Genomic DNA, 24,695 nt, shown 5'->3' with positions numbered 1-24,695 from the left:
CTTAAATCGAAGTAATAATTAATCGATATGAAAACTCTTTTTAGAAACTTTATCAGCGTGCTTCGCCGTTTTAAAATGGCGACACTTCTGAATGTGTTGGGATTAAGCATCGCTTTTACCGCTTTTATGGTGATCATGATGCAGGTAAATTACGACAATTATTTCGACTCCTGCCAGCCGGAAGCCAATTCGATCTATCGGATGGATATGGATTTTCAAGGCAGCATGAGTGCTGTTATCAGCCGTCCTTTTGCAAGAGGATTTACAGAATCATCCCCGCATGTAAAAGCCGGAATGATTATGTCTTCCTGGAATTCCGAGTTGTTTTATAGCGTGGACCAAGGCGGCGAAAGGCAGAATTTCAAGGACCCCGTTGTAAACACGACAGCCGGGATTACCCGTGTATTCCATTTTGATATGGTAGAAGGGAATGAGACAGCACTCGATCAACCGGAAACAGCTATAATCCCTGAAAGTATGGCGCACCGCCTGTTCGGAAATGAATCGGCTATAGGTAAACGCTTGATGGGTGCGGAGTCCGAAAATACATTGGCTACGATCAGCGGTGTCTTTAAAGACTTCCCCCGTAACTCGTCTGTCAGGAATATTATTTACCGGCGAATGTCCGATAAAGAAAATTACAATGAGTACGGCAACCAGAATTATTTCTTTTTCTTCCGTCTGGATGATCCTTCCAACATAGAAGTTGTCAAAGAAAACTTCAAAAAGAATTTCGATGCCTCCCAGCAATTCGGAAAAGATTTCAAGTGGGAGAAAGACGGCATTGAACTGATGATGACACCGCTGCCTAAGTTACATTTCCTGACGAATGTCTCTTTCGATTCCATGCCGAAAGCCAGCCGGCAGACGATGCATGTTCTGTTTGCAATCGCTTTTGTCATCCTATTAATTGCCGGCATTAACTTTACCAATTTCAGTACCGCTTTAACACCTATGCGTATCAAGAGTATCAATACACAGAAAGTGTTGGGTAGTCCCGATAGCGTGCTCCGGACGAGCTTGCTGGGAGAAGCTGTCATTGTGAGTATCGTGGCTTACCTTATTTCGCTGGGTTTGTTATTTATTGCCGGGCAGACTTTTGTCGCATCTCTGGTAGATGCTGACATGTCTTTTTCGGCACAGTCGGGTATCATTATGACTACAGCTGCCATAGCTGTGGCGGTAGGTGTATTAGCGGGTATTTATCCGGCTTGTTATATCACTTCTTTCCCTCCGGCGTTGGTGTTGAAAGGCAGTTTTGGTTTGTCTCCGAAAGGGCGGGTACTTCGAAGTGCACTGATAAGTATCCAGTTTGTCGCTTCATTTATCCTGATCATCAGTTCTCTGTTCATGTATTTACAGAACCGGTATATGCAAAATACCCCCTTGGGATATGATAAAGACGAACTGATCGTGGTTGAATTGAACAGTAAAGTCAATAAAAACCAGGATGTCCTGACCAGCGAGGTGAAGTCGTTCTCCGGAATAGAAGATATCACTTATGCGGAACAGGTGCTGTCCAGCCGTGACTTTTATATGGGTTGGGGGCGTATGTACAAAGACCAGGATATCAATTTCCAGTGTATCCCTGTTTCTCCCTCTTTCCTGCGTGTCATGGGAATCGAGATAACAGACGGTCGTGATTTCCGCCCCGAAGATGATTTGAAAGAGAACGGGAGCTATATTTTTAATGAGAAAGCCCGGGAGATGTATAATCTGGAACTGGGAGAGAAGATCGATGGCGATGAGATCGTCGGTTTTATTTCGAACGTCAAATTCGCTTCTTTCCGAAATGAAGTGTCGCCGATGACCTTTTATGTATGGGGTAAATACAGATGGGGACAGGAAGTCGACAGTAAATATTATTCTGCTGCTTACGTAAAAGTGAAAGCGGGCAGCGACCTGCGGGCTGCCATGGAACATGTGCGAGCCTGTTTAACAAAGATAGATCCGATTTATCCTTTCAAAACTACATTCTATGACGAGATCCTGCAGCAGACATACGAAAGGGAATTGAAGATCAGCAACCTGATCACCCTGTTCAGCGTTATTGCAATCTTTATCTCTATTGTCGGTGTATTCGGCCTGGTTGTATTCGAGAGTGAGTACCGCCGGAAAGAGGTGGCTGTCCGTAAAGTGTTGGGATCGTCTACCTCCCAGATACTGGTCATGTTCAACAGAAGCTACCTGATCATCCTTGCCGCTTGTTTTGTGCTGGCTACTCCGGTCGCTTTTTATGGAATGTACCGTTGGTTGGAAAACTTCGCTTACCGTACACCAATGTATTGGTGGGTATTCCTGCTGGCTTTTGTTATTATCTCTGTTATTACTTTCGTTACGGTCACTTTCCAGAACTGGCATGTAGCCAACTCTAATCCGGTTGAGAGCATAAAGTCTGAATAACACTGCTTCTTTTATTTGTTTCAATGTCTAATAATTATACATAAGTGTCTAATTATTAGACATTGTTGTTTTGCCTTGTTTGCATAAATAGTTGAAATATAGCTAAATAACTTTTTGGCATATATTTTGAATGATAAAAGGTAAATACAAATAATATGAAAACAATATTAAGAAACTTTCTGAGCGTATTGCGGCGTTTCAAGATGGCGACCCTTTTGAACGTGGCTGGGTTGGCTGTGGCTTTTGCTGCCTTTATAGTTATTCTGATACAGGTGAACTACGAGCGTAGTTTTGATCGCTGTCATCCGACTGCCGATCGGGTGTATCGCCTTGAATTAACACAGGCAGGTACTTTTGGATTGATCCTGCCACGTGCTTTTGTAGAGTCGGTTATCCAGTCGTCACCCCATATTGAAGCAGGTAGCCTGATCTATCCGTACAATCCTGCTGTCTATTTTTCTGTTGTGAAGAACGGGCAGAAGATCGGTTACCGGGAGTTGGTACAAACTTGTCATCCGGATATAGCCAAAGTGTTCGATTTCCCGATCATTAAAGGGGACCGCGATTGCCTGAATGATCCGGAAAAAGTAATCCTGCCTGAGAGTGTAGCCCGCAAGATGTTCGGTGACCAGCCGGCTGTGGGAAAAGCACTTCATGCGGAAGAAAGTGTACAATCGAAAGATAACCGCGAGTATACGGTAGGAGCTGTTTATAAGGATTTTCCCGGTAATACCCAGATGCGTAACCTGATCTATACAGCTATCGGTGAAACCTATCAACGGGATAATTTCGGAGCTAGTAATTATGTTTGCTATCTGTTACTGGATAATCCTGAATCAGCACAGACCGTAGTGGATAATTTTAATGCCAACTTTGACTTCTCCAAGATAGATAAAGGGGAGGATACACGTATCAAACTGACTCCGTTGACAAGTATCTATTACATGAATGAGAGCCAGGACGGAACGATCTTCCGAAGTGGAAATAAGGAAGTGACCATGTTGCTGTTCTTCATCGCTTTATTGATTATCATTGTGGCTGCTATCAATTTTACGAACTTCAGTACATCACTGACACCGATGCGTATCAAGAGTATCAATACCCAGAAAGTATTGGGTAGCCCGGATGCTGTATTGCGACGTGCCCTGCTGGCGGAAGCAGCTATCATCAGCATGATTTCCTGGCTGTTGAGTTTATTCATTGTTTGGATATTGGGACGTACGGAAGCCTTGCCTTTCGTGGATGCAAACCTGGCAATAGTAAGTAACCTGCCTGTTATATTACTGACTGGAGTTGTAGCCTTGTTTACCGGGATCGTTGCCGGATTATATCCGTCATGGTATGTGACCTCTTTCCCGCCGGCGTTGGTACTGAAAGGCAGTTTCGGACTTTCTCCTTCCGGGCGCAAGCTGCGTACGGTCCTGATAAGCATTCAGTTTATCGTTTCCATCCTGTTGATCATCGGCGCCAGCTTTGTCCGCCTTCAGAACAATTATATGCGCGGATATTCTTTGGGGTTCGATAAGGATCAGATCGCTATTGTCCGTTTGAGCGGGGAGATCTATAATAAGTCGCACGATACGTATGTGAATCGTCTGAAAGAATATTCGGGTATCGAAGATGTGGCTTTTGCTATGGAAAAAGTAGGTTCGAAGGATGGTTACAGCACCAATGGCGGTTATGTAAAGGAAAAGGAATTACACTTCTTTATGATAGCCGTATCACAGAATTTCCTGCGTGTCATGGGTATTCCGGTCGAGGAAGGGCGTGATTTCTCGCCTGCAGATGAACTGTCGGAAGATTTTGTGTATATCTTTAACCATACGGCTAAGATGGAAGTAAACATGGAAGCCGGTGATCAAGTAACATCGTGGAAAACAGGTCGTATTGTAGGTCTGACCGGTGATGTGAAGTTTACTTCACTCCGTAGCGGAGAGAATAATATTGCTTTTGTGACAGGTAATATACCTTTTCCTATGACTGTTTCCTATATCCGCCTGAAAGCCGGAACAGATATACGCAGTGCTGTTTCCCATATCCGTAATACGATGGCAGATATAGACCCGTCTTATCCGTATGATATCGAGTTTTATGATGAGATATTTAACGAACTGTATCATAAGGAAGAGAACTTGCGTAGCCTGATCACGGTGTTCAGTATACTGGCTATTATTATATCGCTTGTAGGTGTCTTTGGGTTGGTTGTATTTGAAACCCAATACCGCCGGAAAGAGATCGGTGTCCGCAAAGTGCATGGTGCGACGAATATGGAAATATTGGAGATGTTGAACCGGTCGTATATTTATATTGTCCTGGTCTGTTTCGCGCTGGCTGTCCCGGTAGGATATTATGGCATTAAAAAGTGGTTGGAAAGCTTTGCCTATAAAACACCGATGTATTGGTGGGTATATTTGTTGGCCTTGCTGATCGTACTGGTTATTACTGTCGGAACCGTCACTTTCCAGAGCTGGCGTGCTTCCAATGCCAACCCGGTAGATAGCCTGAAATCAGAATGATACAGGTTGCAAAGTACGCATATAAAAACAAAAAAGGATATCTGTTACAGATATCCTTTTTCTATTGATGTATTAACAATAATATGTCAGTCAATTAATTTCTTGGAAGTGCTTCTTTGACAACCATGGCGCGTCCTTCGTATTCTGCACCGTTCAATTCGTTGATAGCTTTCATAGCTTCCGAGTTTTCAGGCATTTCAACAAAAGCAAAACCTTTTGATCTTCTTGTGTCGCGGTCTACAATAAGTTTTACAGAATCAACTGTTCCAAACTCTTCCATTACATCTCTCAAATCTGATTCCTTAACATTGTAGCTAAGGTTACCAATATACATGTTCATAAATATAAAAATAAAAAAATTAATAATTTAACAATAAAACTTTAGGAAGGTCTTTATCAGAGATGGAAATGCCCGGTGTTTGAGAACCGGAAAGATACATGTTAGAGTAAGATCGAAATAAATCTCTTATTGTTTCTGATGCAAAGTAACGGAAACAATTTGGATAAAACACTATACTTCTTGATTATTCTTTGATAATACATTATTATTATGAAATAAAGCCATAAATTGGGAAAGAGGCGGTTGGATGTTTATGGCGGACAGTTCCGTTTTGTACATCTTTATGAAAGAATAGTTCCCTCACGCTTCTCTTTTCATTTATAATATATAGAGGGTAAGCTGCCGGATATTTGTAATATTGCAGTATGAAATATTAAACAAAAGCGGAATGAATAACCTTGAACAATCCAGGCATAGAATGCCTCTTCTAAGCACCTTGATAATATTACTCTCTGTCCTGACAATAAGTGCACAGACTACTTCCTTGTACCCGGTCGCTTCCAACGATTGCGGTATGGACGGCAAACAGCCGTTTTTGGTAAAAGGCGATAATTATACGATGCCCGACGAAATAGGCGGAAGTGCCACGGCACGGACATGCAATTTCGGAGGAACCGTTATTTATGCTTTCGACCGGATGGATATCCAGGCTGACTACCAGTTGGAGGTCGTTTATCTCTCTGACAATGAGCGTCAGCAACGGATCGTTGCCGATGGAAACGAAGTACAGGCTCCTGTTCTGCTGGAAAAAGGAAAAGAACAACGTTACCGCATCGACCTGCCGAAGAAAGCATTTGCTTACGGGCAGCTGGTGTTGGTTTTCGAAGTATTGAAAGGTCCGAATGCACTGGTGTCCGAACTGAATCTGTATTCTTCCAACCCGAAGAAACCGATTCCATTCGAGGGCGACCAGAAACAGGCATTGATACATACGCAAAGTTACCGGGTGGATACGACAGTGAATGCAGAAGAACATTTGCCGGTTTATACGGCTGTACCTTACAGTGTTCCGGGCGTATATGATCCGGTTCTTTCGTTGAACGGGACCTGGCAGTTCAATCCTTCCCCGAAAGCCGGTTTTCAGAACCGGGAGGCTGAAGCAGGGGAATGGCATCCGGTCGTTGTACCGGGGCAGTGGTCGATGCAGGGCTTCAAGGTCGATTCGGCCGGATTCGGAGGATACATGACTACATTTACCTTACCTGCCGACTGGAAAGGAAAACAGGTGAAGCTGCGTTTCGACGGTGTCTCCAGCGAATGTACCGTCTGGCTGAACGGACAAGAAATAGGTACCCACATGGGAGGTATGACTGCGTTTGAACTGGATGCTACACCGGCATTGCGAGCAGGTACGAACCGGTTGGCTCTGAAAGTCCGTAGCGAATCGCTTGCCGATATGCTGGGTAGCCTGACGCAGTATGCCGCTCACCAACTTGGCGGTATCACTCGTAAAGTGACGCTTTTTACCGTCCCGGATGTACATATATCTGATATACGTATTGTAACGGACCTGGATGAAAAATATAAGGATGCCGACTTAAAAGTCTACCTGGCAGTAACGAACTCCGGGAAAGAAGCTGAAGAGAATATAGCTGCCCGTCTCTCCATTGCCGGACTGCCGGTTGTGCTGGACCAGCAGATTCCTTCATTGGCTCCGGGCGAGACATGGAACGGTTGGCTGATAGGAAAAGTACGTGATCCGCAGAAATGGGACAATGAGCATCCCCATTTATATACGATGAAGATTGAATTGAGTACTGGTGACCGTACGACTGAACAGATTGAGAAACGCTTCGGTTTCCGGGAGGTACAGATCGTTGGCAACCGTCTGCTGGTAAACGGAACACCGGTGAAACTGAGAGGTGTCTGCCGTCATGAAGCGCACCCGCTTACGGGTCGTGTCATGACTCCCGAGCTGGAACGGAAAGATGTGGAATTATACCGTGCGGCAAACTGTAACTTTATCCGTACTTCGCATTATCCTCCCTGTGAGGAATTGCTTCAGATTTGCGATGAACTGGGTATGTTCGTCGAGGTAGAAGCACCTGTCTGCTGGATCGGCCATCATGCCAACGAAAACTGGAAAACACTCGATTACCAGGATAGCAAATATTATCCGTATGTCTTGCAGGCAAATATGGAAACCATTCATTTTTACCGGAATCATCCTTCTGTGATCTTCTGGTCGATGGCTAATGAATCTTACTGGAACAAGGAGTTTGCCCAGGTGGAAGTCTATGTGAAAAAGGCAGACCCTACACGTCCGCATACGTTCCACGACCAGGCATACGGTGGCTTCAATAATCAGGGAAGTACGGCACCGATAGCGAATATTCATTATCCGGGACCGGACGGATATAAAGTTGCAGCCAAAAGTGACCGCCCGATGGTATATGGCGAGTATTGCCATCTGAATGTATATAACCGGAGCGAACTGGTTACAGACCCGGGCGTGCGCAGTGACTGGGCACTGGCTTTGTCTCCGACATGGGATAATATGTATAAGACAGACGGTGTACTGGGTGGTTCCATTTGGTCGGGTATCGACGATATTTTCCAAATGCCGAACGGAGATGCGGTCGGTTACGGGCCATGGGGACCGATCGACGGATGGCGTCGTCCGAAACCGGAATATTGGGATATGAAGAAGATATACAGTCCTGTACGGGTACATACCGCACAATTGTCTCCGGCTAAGGAACTGACCATCGCATTGGAAAACAGATATACATATACGGATTTCAGCGAGTTGCAGATCCGTTGGAAATACGGGGAGGAGCAGGGTATCTCTTTTGCTTCGATCCGACCGGGAGAGAATGGGCTGATACGTATCCCGATCGAAAATCCGGATAAAGCGAACGAACTTTATCTTTCATTCACCGATCCGCGTGGCTTTGTTGCCGATGAATATATCATTCCGGTCGGTAAACAGGTCCAGAACGAATTGCCGGAACTGCAATCATCAGCTACTCAACTGAAGAAGAGCAATGACGTTTACCGTATTACGGGTAAGAACTTCTCCTGCGAGGTGAGCCGTACGACCGGACAAATCCTGTCTCTAAAGCAGGGAAAACAGGAGATACTGAACGGAGGTCCATGGCTGATGGCATTGCCTTTGAATGGCGGAGGTTGCTTCCCGAATCATAATGCAAACACGCCTTTGTTTAATGATATCTGTACCGAATGGAAACCGACGGAGATAGATGCTGTCAAAGAAGGAGAGAACGTTGTTGTTACCGTTAAAGGAAGCTATAAGGAGTTTGAGGGAAGTTATAAGCTGACTGTCAATGTCGGAGGAAAACTTTCCGTCAGCTATTCTTTCGATGCGCTGGCAGACGTGAATCCCCGTCAGTGGGGACTGGTCTTCGAGGCTCCCGCTGCATTCGATAAAACATTCTGGCGGCGTGACGGTTTGTGGAGCGTTTATCCCGACGACCATATCAGCCGTCCGGTAGGAGAGGCAGAGTTGTTCTATTCCGGTCTGCCCGCCCGTCTGGATCCCCGTGTGGAACCGAGCTGGTCCTGGAGCCTGGATTATAATGAGTTGGGAAGTAACGATTTCCGTTCAACCCGCCGAAACATTTGGTATGCCGGTCTGACAGACCATTCAGGAAATAAGGTAACAGCTGTTTCCAACGGAAAACAACACTGGCGTTCATGGCTGGAAAAAGACCGTATCCGTTTCCTGGTTGCCGATTTCGTCACGGCAGGAAATGAAATGTTCCTGGGCAGTTATTATGCTCCGTTCCGGAAACCGTTAAAGAAGGGAGATACGATTGGCGGAACAGTTATGTTGTATGTAAAATAAATTCAATTATAGAAAGGGAGTCTTTTTCTATTTATATACATGCAAAATAGAAAAAGACCCCATACTAATTCAATTTAACCAAGGTACAAAATTAAAGGATACAAAATGCAGAAGATAAGGAAGAAATAAGCCTTTCGTATAAAGATTAAACCGATCACAATATTATCCATCTTTTAATATCTCCCATCCATTTGTTATTCTGATTAAATAGTTTTATTTTGCATCTAAATATGTAGAACACAATATCATGAGAAAACTTACCTTATTATTTGCAGCTATTGGTTACGTGGCTGTTTCTTTTGCTCAATCGAATGTCGCTTCGAAAGATTGGAGCACTGGTGAGTACGCCGGAGTTTGGAAACTATCTGTCGGAAAACCGGAGAAAATCAACCTGTTAAGTGAACTCGATATCACACCGAAAAAAGAGGCTCTTCAACAGATGCCGGAAGGTGTTTTGCCGATATCTCCCGCCGATGTGAAGGTGGAATTGAGAGATGGTAAAACGTATATCAGCTTTCCTTTGGAAAAGGAGGAGAAGATATTCGGACTGGGACTTAACTTTAAAACTGTTGAACAACGCGGAAGGATCATGCGGCTTCACATGGACCATTATACCGGCAGCGACAACGGACGTACCCATGCACCGGTTCCTTTCTTTATCTCTTCGCGCGGATACGGTGTATTGATCAATTCGGCCCGTTACATAGATCTTTGGGTAGGAACTGCCGTCCGCAAAGGTCCGAATGCTCCCGAAGAACAGGATCGTAATACTGACCGGACCTGGCCCGCACAGCCCTATTCAGATAATATAGAAGTATTGGTTCCCGCCGAAGGTGTGGAAATGGTATTTTTTGCCGGTCCGACGATGCTGGATGTTGTCCGCCGTTACAACCTGTATAACGGGGGAGGGGCTTTACCTCCGCGGTGGGGACTCGGGTTCTGGCATCGTACACCGACTTTGTTTACCGACAAAGATGTGAAAACGGAAGTCGATGAGTTTGAGAAACGGGGATTCCCTCTGTCTGTGATCGGGCTTGAACCGGGATGGCATAGCAAAGCCTATCCGTGTACCTACGAGTGGGACAAGGGGCGTTTTCCGGATGCTCCCGGTTTTGTAAAGGATATGCTGGATAAGAATATCCGGTTGAATCTGTGGATGAATCCGTATGTATCCAAGCATAGCGAGGTATATGACAAGATAAAGCCCTATACCGGTTCGCATACCGTTTGGTTGGGCGAAGTGCCTGACTATTCCATGCCGGAAGCCTGTAAGATCATGACCGATCATTTCCGCAAGCACCAGCTCGATCTCGGTATCAGCGGTTATAAGATGGATGAAAACGACGGATATGATTCCTGGCTTTGGCCGGATGTAGCTACTTTCCCTTCCGGTATTCCGGCGGAACAGCTCCGTAACCTGTATGGTTCGCTGATGCAGCAGGCAACCGTAAAGATGTATCGTGAGAAGAATATGCGTACCTACGGACAGGTGCGTGCCGGTAATGCAGGGACGAATGCCTATCCATATGTATTGTATAATGATTATTACGATCATCGGGGTTTTATTACGGCATTGATAAACAGTTCTTTTATCGGGGTATTGTGGACACCGGAAGTTCGTTCTTCCAAGACATCGGAAGAGTGGCTCCGACGGATGCAGACGGTTTGTTTCTCGCCGATAGCACAACTGAACGCCTGGGCGGATGGTACGAAGCCGTGGACGTTTACGGATGTAGAGGACGACATTCGTGAAATAGCATTGTTGCGTATCCAATTGATTCCTTATTTATATACCGCGTTTGCTGATTATGCTTTTTACGGGACACCTCCGGTTCGGGCGATGAACCTGGAAGAGGGATATGCGGCTGAAGTACAGACGGTAGAAGGACAACTGGATGCGACGGACAATCCATATGCAATGGCTATCCGCCGGGAAGTGAAAGATCAGTTTATGGTAGGAGAGAATATCCTGGTAGCTCCGTTGTTTGCCGGAGAGAAAGAGCGCAAAGTGGTTTTGCCCCAAGGAAAATGGTTTGATTTCTATACCGGAGAGTTTGCCGGTGAAGGAGAAGTAATAACGGTAGCTCCCGGCCGTCATATTCCTGTTTATGTAAAGGATGGCGGTATAATTCCTTTATGGCCTGCTATGGCGAAGTTTGAGGATAGGAAATATCCGTTGGAAGTACGCCACTACGGAAATAAACCGGCAACCTATTCTCTTTATGATGATGACGGTTCATCCTATGATTTCGAAAAAGGTGAGTATACCCGCATCGACTTGACTGTTACGGTCGACAAAAAAGGCAAAAAGAAGGGTAAGGCTGTTCTTCCGAAGGGAAAACAAGTTTGGTCATTCAGTGAGTATAATTTCCGGTTTATGACCAAATAAGGTTACATTTACTTTTGACAATAACAAAATACATATGAACAAAAAACTCTCTAAAGTAATCTTTTTTTTAGTAGCCAATTGGTGCATATCGGCTTTTGCACAGATACAAAACAATCAATCTTTAAGCGGTTCCTGGCAGTTTAAGCTCGATCCCGAAGACAAAGGGTTGAAAGAAAACTGGCAGGGAACCTCTTTTACCGATCATATAACTTTACCGGGAACAACCGATGAAGCGCATTATGGTGAAAAAACGTCCGGCTCCGATTTCGGTATCCTTACACGTGCTTATAAATATTATGGTCCTGCCTGGTATTCGAGAGAAATTGAAATCCCATCCGAATGGAATGGAAAACGCATCCGGATGGAACTGGAACGGGTCTTATGGGAATCACGTGTTTTTGTCGATGGAAAAGAAGTATCCGTACAGGATGCACTCTCCACTCCCCATTACCATGATCTCGGTTATTTGTCTCCCGGAAAACACCGGTTGACGATCCGTATCAATAACGATCTGATCTATAATATCGGCGATAAAGGGCATGTGTATACCGAATATACACAAAGTATCTGGAATGGTGCAGTTGGCCGCCTACAGTTGAAAGCTGTCGAAGCCATCCATTTCTCCAATCCGCAAGTATTTACCAAGGTTTCTCCCTGTACTCTGCAGGTAACAGATACGATCATGAACACATCTGCTAAGAAAGTGGATACCCGTATCTCCTGGCAACTGACGGAGCGGGAGAGTGGAGCGGTCGTTTTTAGCCGGATAACTGAACAACTTTTACAGAAAGGTGCGAATGTGCTGGACTTCCAGGCGGCGATGCCCGCCGGCATCAAGCTGTGGAATGATGTTACCCCGAATCTGTATCGATTGAAAGTTACCGTACAGGATAAAAAGAAAACATACGATACCCGTGAGATAGAATTTGGCTTCCGTGAAGTAACTTCTTCCAAGTCGAAGATACAGATCAACGGAAAACCGGTATTCCTGCGCGGAAATCTCGATTGTGTTCATTTCCCATTGACCGGTTATCCTTCCTGTAAGGTAGAGGATTGGGAACGTATCTTCCGTATCTATAAAGATTACGGATTGAACCATGTCCGTTTCCATTCCTGGTGTCCTCCCGAAGCTGCTTTTGTGGCTGCCGACCGGATCGGTATCTATATCCAGGCAGAAACGATCTGGATAGACTGGTGGATGTCTGTCGAACAAAAGGAACGGAAAGAAATGGATACGAAAGGTCATCCACAGGGACTGGGAAAAAATCCGTCTGCCGACCGTTATGTAAAACAGGAACTGCACCGTATGATCAATGCTTACGGCAATCATCCCTCTTTTGTGATGCAATGTATCGGTAACGAGTTGGGTAATTCCGATTTTGAAGTGATGGAATCATGGATAAAGCCTTTACGTGCAAAGGATTCCCGCCGTTTGTATGCCGTATCGACTGCCCGTAAGATCATGCCAGTCGATCAGTATATGGTCACGCATTATATCGATAAGTTGGGCGCAACACGCGGTTTACGCGGAGGAGCTTCCACGGCATGGGACTTTGAGGATGTTTATTCCCAGTCAAACATACCGATCCTTTCCCATGAGATCGGACAATGGCCGGTCTATCCCAAATGGGAGGAGATAAAGAAATATACCGGTGTCCTGAAAGCCCGTAACCTGGAAGAGTTTCGTGAGCAGGCACGTAAGAATAGGATCGAAGAACAGAATGGGGAGTTTGTTGCAGCTTCGGGTGCGCTCAATCAGATCATGTATAAATATGAGATAGAATCCTTCCTTCGTACACCCTCCTGTGCCGGAATCCAGTTGCTCAGCATGCAGGATTATCAGGGACAGGGAGAAGCGCTGATCGGATGGCTGGATGTATTTTATGATAGTAAAGGTATTACTACGCCCGAACAATTCCGGGCACATCATGATACGACGGTCACTTTGCTGCGTATGCCGAAATATGTTTGGGAGAACAAGGAGCCGTTTACTGCCGAGATGCAACTGGCTCATTACGGAACGGAAGATTTGCAGGATGGCCTTTACTGGAAGATAAAAGATGTGAATAGCAATCTAGTCGCTTCCGGTGAGACGGCTTCACGCCGTTGGCCTGTCGGAAGTTCGGAGTTAGGGGGAAAGATTAGTTGTGACCTGTCACAGATAACTACGGCTCAGAAGCTGACGGTGGAAGTCGGTCTGCAGGGACGGGCGATAGCTAACCGCTGGAATATCTGGGTGTATCCGTCGGTAAATACTTCTGCCGACAGGCAGAAAGAGTCGACTGGAACTGTTTACGTAACCGACCGGATGGATGCAGCCTGTATAAAGCATCTTGAAAACGGTGGAAAGGTTCTTTTGCAGGCAGCCGCACTGGGTACGGAGGAAACATGCGATAAGATCAGTTACTATCCTTTATACTGGTCATTGACTTTCTTCCCTGGTCAGGGAAAGAATACGATCGGCATGGTGGTACGCGATAAACATCCGTTGTTTGCAGAGTTCCCGACCGATTCTCATAGCGACTGGCAATGGCAGTCTGTCTATAAAGATGCGAGGGCATTTTATATAAATGATTATCCGGAAGCATATAAACCGATCGCGCAGCCGGTAGACGATTTCCATCGGAATAACAAGCTGGCGGCCATCTTTGAGCTGAAAGTTGGTAAGGGTAAACTGGTTGTCTGCGGCTTTGATCTGAAGGATGAAAAGAATCCGGTTGCCCGTCAGCTGAAGAAGAGCATATTGCATTATATGGATTCTGAAGACTTCAATCCTTCGCTGGAGAAAGATATCCCTTCACTGCAAAAGATGTTTACTTTTGTCGAACCGCTGAAAAGTACGGTAACGGGTGAGTTCAGTAATGCTTTATTATATATCGATTGTGCTAATTCGGACAAGACATTTGCCAATAAAAAAACAACCTGGAAAGTATCTCCGGGATGGCAGGGCAAGGAGATGGAGTTGACTATCGAGTGTCCGCTGGGAATTATCGGTTCTTTATATGTTTGTTTTGCAGACAAGGATAAGAAAGGACGTACGGGATATCTGGTTTTCGAAGGTCGCGATTACGAATCCGGCAAGCAGGATCAGGAAGAGTCATGGGTTAAACTGCATATTATGCGTGAAGACTCCAACGACGGTATCCTTCGTCTGAAAGCGAAAGTAAAGAACGGACCGGATTTGGTCATCTCGAAAGTGGCGATAATGGAAGAGTAAAAAAGGAATAATCCATGTCGAATGTTTGCAAAATAGGTGATATATTTTGCAAAATACGAGATTCAGGAAAAGAGAGTGGAAATATGTTTCTCTAATATATTTTCACTCTTTATCTTTGTATATTCAGGTAATATATCATATAAGCACTATAAATTTTGAAACAGATGAATAAAATCCTAACTATAGGGACTTTTTGTTTGATCTCAGTAACTTCTTTCGCCTCTCCGCAATTGGAGAAAGGTATAAACGATTCTTTCTGTACCTGGTATTTGAAAAGCGGGCAGGATAGCCTGGTATGGGTGGATAGTTTTTCGGCTGTCAACAGTACGGTCGAGTTCGACCTGTTGCCACAAAATTCATCGGCACAGGTGGGTGTATTGCTCCGTTATGTAAATGAAAACGACTGGATATATGTAGGATGTGATAAGGCTACAGATCATTTGGGCTTTGCCTATTGGTATGTGGAAACACCGAACGGTAAGACGGAGATAGCCCGTGATATTGCTAAATTATATGCACATCATTTACGGCATATCAAAGTAAATTGTATCGGACGTACACTGACAGTATATGTGGACGGGGAACAGATTACTCATAAGTATATACCGGATCTTCCTCTCTCGCCCGGTCGGACAGGTTTCCGCGTGCATGATCAGGGTAATGTGCAGATATCCAATGTCATTTGCCGGGAGTTGAAAGCACCGAAGAGGGAGATTGCTAAAAAGAAAAGCGGTTATACTTTGTCTTCATCCCAGATAGAAGTAGTATTGAACAAAGATTTTCCATCCGTGCAGTCTTATCTTTGGAAAGAAACTCAGTCCCGACTAGACGGACAGCCTTTTGGTGTAAAAGATATCCTGATCAATGGGGATTATTATCAGCCTCAGGTGGCAAGCAAAGCGGAAGCTGACCGGATTCTGTATACATTAAAAGTAAAAGAGATAGGTGTTACGATGCAGGTCTGCTGTCAGGTAACCGATAACCTGTTTCAGCTATCCGTAACCGAAATAGAAGAAAAAGGAAACTTCAAAGTAAAGACGCTGGCTTTTCCGGATCATAATTTGGTATCCCTATCGGATACGGTTCCGGGAAGTTGCCTGTCTGTAGCAGATAATGTACATGCCGACAGATTCTATCCGTTGAAAGAGAAGGCTGTCGATAATACCAGCCAGTATGGTTCCATTGTACTGCTGAACTCAGATAAGTTAGTGGCAACTCTTGAGAGTAATTCTATTTATGCGACCCGTCAGTTTTTGTATCAATCGGTACAGACACCCGGTTCGGTGGTGACAGGTATTTGGGGGAACGAGTGGATGTATCGGGGACATGACGGAAAAGTGGTCGGACTGCCTTATATAAAGGTAATCCTCTCCGATGATTGCAATCGGGACAATAAAGTCGATTGGCAAGACGGAGCTGTTGCTTTGCAGCAGGTATATCCGGCTCCTTTCGGCGTAGACAGGATACAGAACTCGTATGCTACGATTACTATGAATTTTGCCAGCTGTGCTCAGTATCCCTTCCTTCGCCAGTTGGATAATATCAAGAAGTTTTACCTGGCAACCGATGGCTTCGGACAGATGCTCGAACTGAAAGGATATCAGAGCGAAGGGCATGACAGTGCCCATCCGGACTACTCAGGTAATTATAACGAACGGGCGGGCGGAAAGGACGATCTGGCATTTCTGGCAAAAGAAGCCCGGAAATATAATGCACATATCGGAGTTCATATCAATCATAGCGAATCTTATCCAGAGGCGAGAGCTTTCAATGACCGAATCGTGACGGATATGCCTGCATGGAGCTGGCTGGACCAGTCTTATTTCCTGAACAAAGAGGCGGATATGCTGGCAGGTTCTTTTGAAGAACGTTTGAACCGGCTGAAAGCAGATGTGCCCGACCTGTCTTTTGTTTATCTCGATACCTATCGGGAATATCGTTGGCTGGCTCATCAGACTGCCCGGTTATTCAACCAAAATGGCTGGGCTGTATGGACGGAAGATGCAGATGTGTTTGATAAGGAGGCCGTATGGATCCATTATAATCCGGAGGCTAAAAGCTTGATACATCGTTTGGTTCATCATCAGTACCGGGACGGCTATGCTATGCATCCGGCTTTACTCGGAGGATATAACCGGGGAGCGGAGATCGGTTTTATGGGCTGGCAAAAAGGACGTGATTTTAAAGGTGTGATTCATAACTTTTTTACCAAACAGTTGCCTTACCGGTATTTGATGCATTATCCGGTATTGCAGCTGGATACGGCACGTGCTGTATTGGAGAGTGGTTTACTTGCCGTGGGAGACGGGAAGAACGGAACAGTCATTCAGAGGGGAGAACAGACTCTAATGACGGGTGACTGTGTATTCATTCCCTGGAATCCGGAAACGGAAGAAAAGATTTACCACTATAATGTACAGGGAGGGAAAACGACCTGGCAGTTACCGGAATCCTGGAAAGGACAGGAAACGGTTTATTTGTATGCCTTGAGCGATTTGGGACGTAAGTTGGCAGGAACGCTTCCTGTCCGTAACGGTCGGATAGAGATAGATGCTTTGCCGGACCAAGGGTATGTCATTTATAAGCGGGAGATGGCTCCTTTACCGGAAATGATTTGGAGCGAGGGGAGTCCGGTAAAAGATACAGGTTTCGACAGCCAGTCGTTTGACTATTGGCAGAAGCAGGGAGCTATGGATGCTTTGGCTGTCAGGGAAACAGCTTACGGACAGGACTATCTGGAGATAAAGGGAAAGGATACTGCCGGTGTCAGCCAGGTGGTGAACGGACTGATACCAGGTAAGGAATATGTAGCTTCTGTTTGGGTCAATGTCATCGGCCGGAAAGAAGCGAGACTGGCGATACAAAGCGGAGAAGTGTTGAAGGTACAAACCTCCATCCGGGAAAGCCATGTCATGAATTATACAGATAATACGGATCGTTTCCGGACGACCTGGCAGCGTTTGAAGATACCATTCCGTATGCCGACTGGTCAAAAAGAGATTGTTCTTTCACTGAATGGCGGTGTCGCTTCAGAGGATACGGCAGCCGTATGTTTCGATGATGTTCGTCTGGTGGAATGCCTGCAAACACAAAAAGCCGGTTATACTTATTTTGAAGATTTTGAACATGTCGATGAGGGCTGGGGACCTTTTATAGCTTGTCAGCCCAGTGCATTTACTACGCATCTGTCTCAAAAACACGATGTTTATACGGATAATACAATTCATGGGAATTGGTCGTTGGCTACCTGGCGCGAAAGAAACGGGGAGGTATATCGTACTTCTCCTGCCATGATCCGTTTCGCTCCGGGACAGGAATATGAAGTCGAATTTGATTACAAGGTAGATACCAGGGATGTTTACAAGGTAGTCGGAAGATCCTTGTCGACCGGTAAAGAGGTCTTTTCCTACGATTTGAATCGTTCCGGAACATGTAACGTCCGTTTCACGACTCCTGACTGTACGGATTTTTATATCGCCGTAGTGAAAGAGGGGAACGGATTGCTGGTTATCGATGATTTCGGAATAAAAGGAGAGTTGATAAAATAGAATTTTAGATGTATTATGTTATGAAGAAAAACTTATTACTGACATTGAGTGTGTGGCTGTTGACAGCCTGTAATGTATCTGTTGACCTGCCGGTGGTATCATCGGACAGCGATCTGCAGTTCCCGGATCTGGCAAAGACCTGGGATGAAGGAATGCCGTTAGGTAATGCGACGGTCGGCGCCCTGGTGTGGCAGCGGGATTCGGCGTTACGCTTTTCACTGGATAGGACAGACCTTTGGGATCTTCGCCCGATGGATAGTATTTCGGGACCGAACAACCGGTTTGCCTGGGTTCGTGAGCAGGTGATGAAAGGAGATTATCTGCCGGTGCAGAAGAAGTTCGATCACCCATATAACCAGCAACCGGCTCCATCCAAAATACCGGGAGCGGCGTTGGAGTTCTCGTTGGAAAAACTGGGGTCTCCGTCTGATGTTCATTTGTATTTGAACAATGCACTTTGTGAAGCGACCTGGGAAAACGGGGCGACATTGAAAACATTTGTCCATGCTACCGAACCAGTCGGCTGGTTTGTTTTCGAGAATTTACCGTCGTCAATCACTCCGACCTTGATTTCTCCTAAATACAATACCGGTGGAAATGAAGCCGGTAGTTCTGTAGAAGGACAGGATTTGCGTCGTCTCGGATATAAACAGGGGGAAATCAATGAAGATGCCAATCAGATTACCTATCATCAGGAGGGGTGGAATGGTTTTTCATATGATGTAAATGTCCGCTGGGAGCAAAAAGGAAAAACACTTTGCGGAGTGTGGAGTGTGACTTCTTCATTGGTACAAGATAAAGCATCGGATGAAACGCAGGAAGCGATGACGCGCGGTATAAATCAGGATTATCAGTCTCATTTGGATTTTTGGAAGAGTTATTGGGCGCAGTCTTCCGTAACACTTCCCGATCCTGTTTTACAGAAACAATATGATAATGAAATGTATAAGTACGGCTCTGCTACCCGTGAGGATTCATATCCGATCTCGTTGCAGGCTGTCTGGACAGCGGATAACGGTAAGTTACCACCCTGGAAGGGCGACTATCACCATGACCTGAATACCCAGCTTAGTTACTGGCCGACCTATACGGGCAATCATCTGAAAGAGGGTTTAGGTTATCTGAATACGTTGTGGAATCAAAGGGATGTTTACAAAGAATATACCCGTCAGTATTTTGAAACAGACGGTATGAATGTGCCCGGTGTTTGTACTTTACTAGGTGTACCGATGGGCGGATGGATACAGTATTCTATGTCGCAGACTGCCGGAGCATGGTTGGCACAGCATTTTTATTTTCACTGGAAGTATTCGATGGATCGTGAATTTCTGAAGGACCGTGCTTATCCATTCCTGAAAGAAGTGGCTACATTCCTGGAGCAGATATCCGTAGTGGATGCACAGGGTGTCCGGAAACTGACGATGAGTTCCAGTCCGGAGATATATGATAATTCGATCAATGCCTGGTTCAAAGATATGACTAATTATGATCTGGCCTTAATGAAGTTTGCTTTCGGTGCTGCTTCAGAACTGGCAGGTGAACTGAATATTCCGGAAGAAGCCGCCCATTGGCAGATGCTGAATGAACAACTGCCGGAACTGGATACCGATAAAGAAGGTGCCCTGACCTTTGCCAAAGGTTTCTCATACGATCAATCCCACCGTCACTTCTCTCATGCGATGGCTATTCATCCGCTGGGGTTGCTGGATTGGAGCCAGGGAGAAAAATCGCAGAAGATTATCCGGGCTACCATTCAGAAATTAGAAGATTATGGACCGGATTGGTGGTGTGGCTATTCATACAGTTGGTGTGGTAACATGAAGGCCCGTGCTTTCGACGGCGAAGGAGCAGCCGACAAACTGCGTACATTTGCCGAATGTTTCTGCCTTCGAAATACATTCCATGCGAACGGTGACCAGACAAAGAGCGGTAAATCGAAATTTACTTATCGTCCGTTTACCCTGGAAGGTAACTTTGCTTTTGCATCCGGTATTCAGGAAATGTTACTGCAGAGTCACACTGGTATTATCCGTGTATTCCCGGCTATCCCTGCCGGCTGGTCAAACGTTTCATTCGATAACCTGCGTGCTATGGGGGCTTTCCTTATTTCGGCAGAAAAACAGAATGGAAAGATCACCAAACTGCGTATCTATCCGGAGCAGGGCGGCACTATCCGGATCGCTTCACCGTTTGGAGCGGAGGAAGTGGTTGTCACTGGAAATGCTGGTGAAGTTACGAATGAGAACGGTATCCTTTCTTTTGAAACGAGCAAAGGGGAGTGGGTAAATATCATTAATAAGTAAATAGTAAGAGAAATACTTTAGCAAAAGTTATTTGGTATTATTGTTAATTGGATGAAGATGTGCGGATCGGCGATGAGATCCGTGCATCTTTTTTTTGTTACATACTGTCAGAATTACATTTTGCTTTTTAGGATATTTTCTGTATCTTGCCGTGCTTTTTTAATCCCCGTTAAGAGTAGACTTAAACGAAAAATTAATAATGTACAATAATTAAAACGATGATTTTATGAAAATCCTGAAAACACTATTCGGATGCCTGACAGGAGCCGTTTTGACGATAAATGTAAATGCCCAACAGGTACAAGGTTTTGTTCACGAACGTTCAACTGACTATGAATGGCCTACAGATCAAAAGGTTTTGGATAAACTGGATAAATGGCAAGATCAGAAATTCGGTGTTTTGTTCCATTGGGGACTTTATTCTGTTCCGGGCATTGTAGAGTCATGGTCCATCTGTTCCGAGGATGTAGACTGGATCTCCCGCAAAAAAGATATGACCTACGATGAATACAAGAAGTGGTATTATGGTTTGAAGGACTCTTTGAACCCGACACAGTTCGATCCTGCTAAATGGGCGGATATTATGCAGGATGCAGGAATGAAATATATGATCTTTACAACGAAGCATCACGATGGTTTCTGTATGTTCGATTCAAAGTTTACGGACTTCTCCATCGCAAACGGTCCTTTCGGTACTGATCCGAAAAAAGATGTGGCACGTCACGTGTTCGATGCTTTTCGACAGAAAGATTTTATGATCGGATGTTATTTCTCTAAACCGGACTGGCATTGCGAATGGTTTTGGAATCCTTATTTCGCAACAGCTAACCGTCGTCAGAATTATAAGAAAGAAAATCATCCGGACTGGTGGAAAAACTACCAGGATTTCACTTATAACCAGATGAATGAATTGATGACAGATTATGGTAACTTCGATATCCTTTGGCTGGATGGCGGCTGGGTGACCGGTGACGATGTCAATCTCGATAAGTTATTGACAAAGGTGCGTACCTCCACACAACCGGGGTTGATCTCTGTCGACCGTACGATCCGCGGAAGAAATGAGAATTATCAGACTCCGGAACGTAGCATCCCCGAAACGCAATTGAATAATCCGTGGGAAAGCTGTATTACATTGAGTAATGATTGGGGATGGGTTCCTAATGCACCTTATAAATCTCCAACTAAAGTGATTGGTCTTTTGGCTGAGATTACAGCCAAAGGTGGTTGTCTGTTATTAGGTGTAGGTCCGACTCCGCAAGGAACTATCGAAGATGCAGTAGCAGAACGCCTGCATGTTATTGGTGACTGGTTGAGAGTAAATGGAAAAGCGATTTATAATACCCGCATCACTCTGGTTTATAATGATGGCAATGTTTGGTTTACTGCGGATAAAGACGGTAAGACCTTATATGCCGTTTATGCTTTGCCGGAAGGAGAAAATCTGCCTGAAACGATCGAATGGAGCGGAAATATCCCGACAGGTAAGATGAAAATGCTGAAAGGAAACAAGACCGTGAAATACACCTGCAAAGACGGCAAAGTAAAGGTTACTCTTCCGAAAGGATTAAAGAATGAACCGATAGCTTTACAGTTTTTAGTTGACAGATGACAAGTGACAGTTAGGCTTCACTCTCGAATATAGGAAAAACTGAGTCTTTTATGAGGCGGAGCCTGCGGCACAAGGCGTTGCCTTGTAATGAAAGATATCTCACATCTGATAATAATTGAAACATTCAAAACTGATAATTTCTTAAATAAAACAACAATATAGTTATATGAGTAAAACAACATCTTTACTGATCGGCCTTATTGCTTTTGCAGGGCAGGCTATGGCTCAGCAGCCGTTATATAAACAGGCTACGGTACCTGTCGAAGATAGAGTAAAAGACCTGGTAGGACGTATGACCGTCGAAGAAAAAGTCGGTCAGCTGTGCTGTCCGCTGGGTTGGGAAATGTATACCAAAACAAAAAATGGCGTAGTAGCCTCCGACCTTTATAAAGAACGGATGAAAGCAATGCCTATCGGTTCATTTTGGGCGGTTCTCCGTGCTGATCCCTGGACACAAAAGACATTGGAGACAGGCTTGAATCCCAAATTATCAGCCAAAGCACTGAATGCTTTACAGAAATATGCAGTGGAGGAAACCCGTTTGGGAATCCCTGTCTTATTTGCCGAAGAGTGTCCGCACGGACACATGGCTATCGGAACCACTGTTTTTCCGACTTCACTGGCGCAGGCAAGTACCTGGAATGAGGAACTGATGTATAAAATGGGAGAGGCGATCGCTTTGGAAGCCCGCTCACAAGGCGCTAACATCGGTTATGGTCCGGTATTGGATATTGCCCGTGAACCTCGTTGGTCGCGTATGGAGGAGACTTTCGGGGAAGATCCTGTGCTGACCTCTAATTTAGGCGTTGCTTTTATGAAAGGTATGCAGGGCAATGAGCAGAATGACGGCAAACATCTTTTTTCCACTTTGAAACATTTTGCCGCTTACGGTATTCCTGAAGCCGGACATAACGGTGCACGTGCCAATGTCGGTATGCGCCAGCTTTTCTCCGATTATCTGCCCCCTTTCAAAAAGGCAGTGGAAGCAGGCGTGGGAACGATCATGACTTCCTATAACTCTATCGACGGCGTTCCTTGTACTTCTAATAAATATCTGCTGACGGATGTGCTTCGTGATCAGTGGGGATTTAAAGGCTTTGTCTATTCAGACCTGACAAGTATCGAAGGAATTGTCGGAGCGAGGGTGGCAAAAGATAATAAGGAAGCCGCCGTCCTGGCACTGAAAGCCGGTCTTGATATGGACCTGGGAGGAAATGCGTATGGCAAGAATTTGAAGAAAGCCTTTGAAGAAGGTTCTATCACTATGGAGGATCTCGACAGGGCAGTCGCTAACGTACTTCGTTTAAAGTTCCGTATGGGATTGTTCGAGAATCCGTATGTTTCTCCGGAACAGGCGAAGCAGCTGGTACGCTCAAAGGCACATAAGGAGCTGGCTCGTGAGGTAGCCCGTGAAGGGATTGTCCTGTTAAAGAACGATGGAGTATTACCTTTGAAAAAAAATATCGGAAGTATCGCCGTGATCGGTCCGAATGCCGATATGATGTATAACCAGCTGGGTGACTATACGGCTCCTCAGGAACGTGAAGAGATCGTTACGGTATTGGATGGCATACGGAAAGCGGTTTCTCCTTCTACGAAAGTGAACTATGTGAAAGGCTGTGCGATCCGTGATGTAACGGCCAGCAATATCCCTGCAGCGGTGGAAGCTGCCCGTGCTGCCGATGCGGTAGTATTGGTAGTCGGTGGTTCCAGTGCACGTGATTTCAAAACGAAATATATAGGAACCGGTGCTGCCGATGTTTCTACGGATGGAATCCAAGTGCTACCGGATATGGATTGTGGCGAAGGATACGACCGTAGCACCTTGCGTTTATTGGGTGATCAGGAACCGTTGCTGGAAGCCCTTGCCGCCACAGGTAAACCGTTGATTGTTGTTTATATACAGGGACGTACACTGAATATGAATCTGGCTTCGGAGAAAGCCCAGGCTTTGCTGACTGCCTGGTATCCGGGCGAGCAGGGAGGAACAGCCATTGCCGATGTTCTGTTTGGCGATTACAACCCGGCCGGACGTTTGCCGGTATCCGTTCCTCGTAGCGAAGGTCAGTTGCCTTTGTTTTATTCACAGGGCAAGCAGCGTGCTTATGTAGAGAGTGAAGGAACTCCTCTGTATGCTTTCGGTTATGGCTTGAGCTATACTAAATTTGAATACAGCCAGCTGGAAATGCAAAAGGGTAACGGCAAAGATGCCTTACAAACGGTAAGTTGCACGGTAACCAATACCGGCGACCGTGACGGGGAAGAGGTTGTCCAGCTTTATATTTGCGACAAAGTAGCTTCTGTATCCCAGGCCCCGATCCTGTTAAAGGCTTTCGAGCGGATTGCTTTGAAGAAAGGTGAAAGCAAAAAAGTTACTTTCACGTTGGGTGAAGAGGAATTGTCTCTTTATAATATGGAAATGAAACAGGTGGTCGAACCGGGTGATTTCAAGGTAATGATTGGAGCTGCTTCGGATGATATTCGGTTGCAGGGAGAGTTTACATTGTAAAAAAATAGTTTATTGATGAATGTATAGGGCTACGGTGAAAACGGTAGCCC

General features: G+C 45.3%; 10 protein-coding genes. 9 read left to right on the top strand and 1 reads right to left on the bottom strand.

The genetic code is table 11. The features are described from left to right. Positions 1–27: 27 nt before the first annotated feature. Positions 28–2,403, top strand: coding sequence for an ABC transporter permease (locus tag P3L47_RS19370; protein ID WP_277781831.1), 2,376 nt, complete (start codon positions 28–30; stop codon positions 2,401–2,403). A gap of 155 nt (positions 2,404–2,558) precedes the next feature. Then, positions 2,559–4,919: an ABC transporter permease gene (locus P3L47_RS19365; protein WP_277781830.1), complete on the top strand. Its 2,361-nt coding sequence runs from the start codon at positions 2,559–2,561 to the stop codon at positions 4,917–4,919. Positions 4,920–5,013: 94 nt separating this feature from the next. Here P3L47_RS19365 and P3L47_RS19360 read toward each other — a convergent pair whose 3' ends face one another. Further along, positions 5,014–5,259, bottom strand: coding sequence for an RNA-binding regulator (locus P3L47_RS19360; protein WP_277781829.1), 246 nt, complete (start codon positions 5,257–5,259; stop codon positions 5,014–5,016). Positions 5,260–5,647: 388 nt separating this feature from the next. Between P3L47_RS19360 and P3L47_RS19355 the strand changes: the two genes are divergently transcribed. The 7 genes from P3L47_RS19355 to P3L47_RS19325 all read left to right on the top strand — a co-directional run bounded on the left by P3L47_RS19355 (position 5,648) and on the right by P3L47_RS19325 (position 24,645). Beyond that, positions 5,648–9,067 carry a glycoside hydrolase family 2 protein gene (locus P3L47_RS19355; protein ID WP_277781828.1) on the top strand — a complete coding sequence of 1,140 codons (3,420 nt, stop codon included), beginning with the start codon at positions 5,648–5,650 and terminating at the stop codon, positions 9,065–9,067. Positions 9,068–9,314: 247 nt separating this feature from the next. Beyond that, complete coding sequence (locus P3L47_RS19350) at positions 9,315–11,456, top strand: TIM-barrel domain-containing protein (protein WP_277781827.1); 2,142 nt, start codon at positions 9,315–9,317, stop codon at positions 11,454–11,456. 34 nt (positions 11,457–11,490) lie between these two features. Beyond that, entirely contained in the window at positions 11,491–14,673 is a 3,183-nt protein-coding gene (locus P3L47_RS19345; protein WP_277781826.1) for a sugar-binding domain-containing protein, read from the top strand. A 164-nt stretch (positions 14,674–14,837) separates the two neighbouring features. Continuing rightward, positions 14,838–18,221 carry an endo-alpha-N-acetylgalactosaminidase family protein gene (locus tag P3L47_RS19340; protein ID WP_277781825.1) on the top strand — a complete coding sequence of 1,128 codons (3,384 nt, stop codon included), beginning with the start codon at positions 14,838–14,840 and terminating at the stop codon, positions 18,219–18,221. Between the two features lie 20 nt (positions 18,222–18,241). After that, positions 18,242–20,524 carry a glycosyl hydrolase family 95 catalytic domain-containing protein gene (locus P3L47_RS19335; RefSeq protein ID WP_277781824.1) on the top strand — a complete coding sequence of 761 codons (2,283 nt, stop codon included), beginning with the start codon at positions 18,242–18,244 and terminating at the stop codon, positions 20,522–20,524. 226 nt (positions 20,525–20,750) lie between these two features. Next, on the top strand, positions 20,751–22,136 hold the full coding sequence (locus P3L47_RS19330; protein ID WP_277781823.1) for an alpha-L-fucosidase: 1,386 nt from the start codon (positions 20,751–20,753) through the stop codon (positions 22,134–22,136). 166 nt (positions 22,137–22,302) lie between these two features. Beyond that, on the top strand, positions 22,303–24,645 hold the full coding sequence (locus tag P3L47_RS19325; protein ID WP_277781822.1) for a glycoside hydrolase family 3 N-terminal domain-containing protein: 2,343 nt from the start codon (positions 22,303–22,305) through the stop codon (positions 24,643–24,645). Positions 24,646–24,695 lie beyond the last annotated feature (50 nt).

Origin of the sequence: Parabacteroides chongii (assembly GCF_029581355.1) — a bacterium.
GTDB lineage: Bacteria > Bacteroidota > Bacteroidia > Bacteroidales > Tannerellaceae > Parabacteroides > Parabacteroides chongii.
The sequence above is the reverse complement of the archived record's forward strand: the minus strand, read 5'-3'. Positions and strand labels throughout refer to the sequence as shown.

Excerpts from the sequence above, each read along its gene's own strand:
- P3L47_RS19360 (WP_277781829.1), bottom strand. The coding sequence starts at position 5,259 with ATGAACATGTATATTGGTAACCTTAGCTACAATGTTAAGGAATCAGAT.
- P3L47_RS19355 (WP_277781828.1), top strand. The coding sequence starts at position 5,648 with ATGAATAACCTTGAACAATCCAGGCATAGAATGCCTCTTCTAAGCACC.
- P3L47_RS19330 (WP_277781823.1), top strand. The coding sequence starts at position 20,751 with ATGAAAATCCTGAAAACACTATTCGGATGCCTGACAGGAGCCGTTTTG.
- P3L47_RS19340 (WP_277781825.1), top strand. The coding sequence starts at position 14,838 with ATGAATAAAATCCTAACTATAGGGACTTTTTGTTTGATCTCAGTAACT.
- P3L47_RS19365 (WP_277781830.1), top strand. The coding sequence starts at position 2,559 with ATGAAAACAATATTAAGAAACTTTCTGAGCGTATTGCGGCGTTTCAAG.
- P3L47_RS19335 (WP_277781824.1), top strand. The coding sequence starts at position 18,242 with ATGAAGAAAAACTTATTACTGACATTGAGTGTGTGGCTGTTGACAGCC.
- P3L47_RS19325 (WP_277781822.1), top strand. The coding sequence starts at position 22,303 with ATGAGTAAAACAACATCTTTACTGATCGGCCTTATTGCTTTTGCAGGG.
- P3L47_RS19350 (WP_277781827.1), top strand. The coding sequence starts at position 9,315 with ATGAGAAAACTTACCTTATTATTTGCAGCTATTGGTTACGTGGCTGTT.
- P3L47_RS19345 (WP_277781826.1), top strand. The coding sequence starts at position 11,491 with ATGAACAAAAAACTCTCTAAAGTAATCTTTTTTTTAGTAGCCAATTGG.
- P3L47_RS19370 (WP_277781831.1), top strand. The coding sequence starts at position 28 with ATGAAAACTCTTTTTAGAAACTTTATCAGCGTGCTTCGCCGTTTTAAA.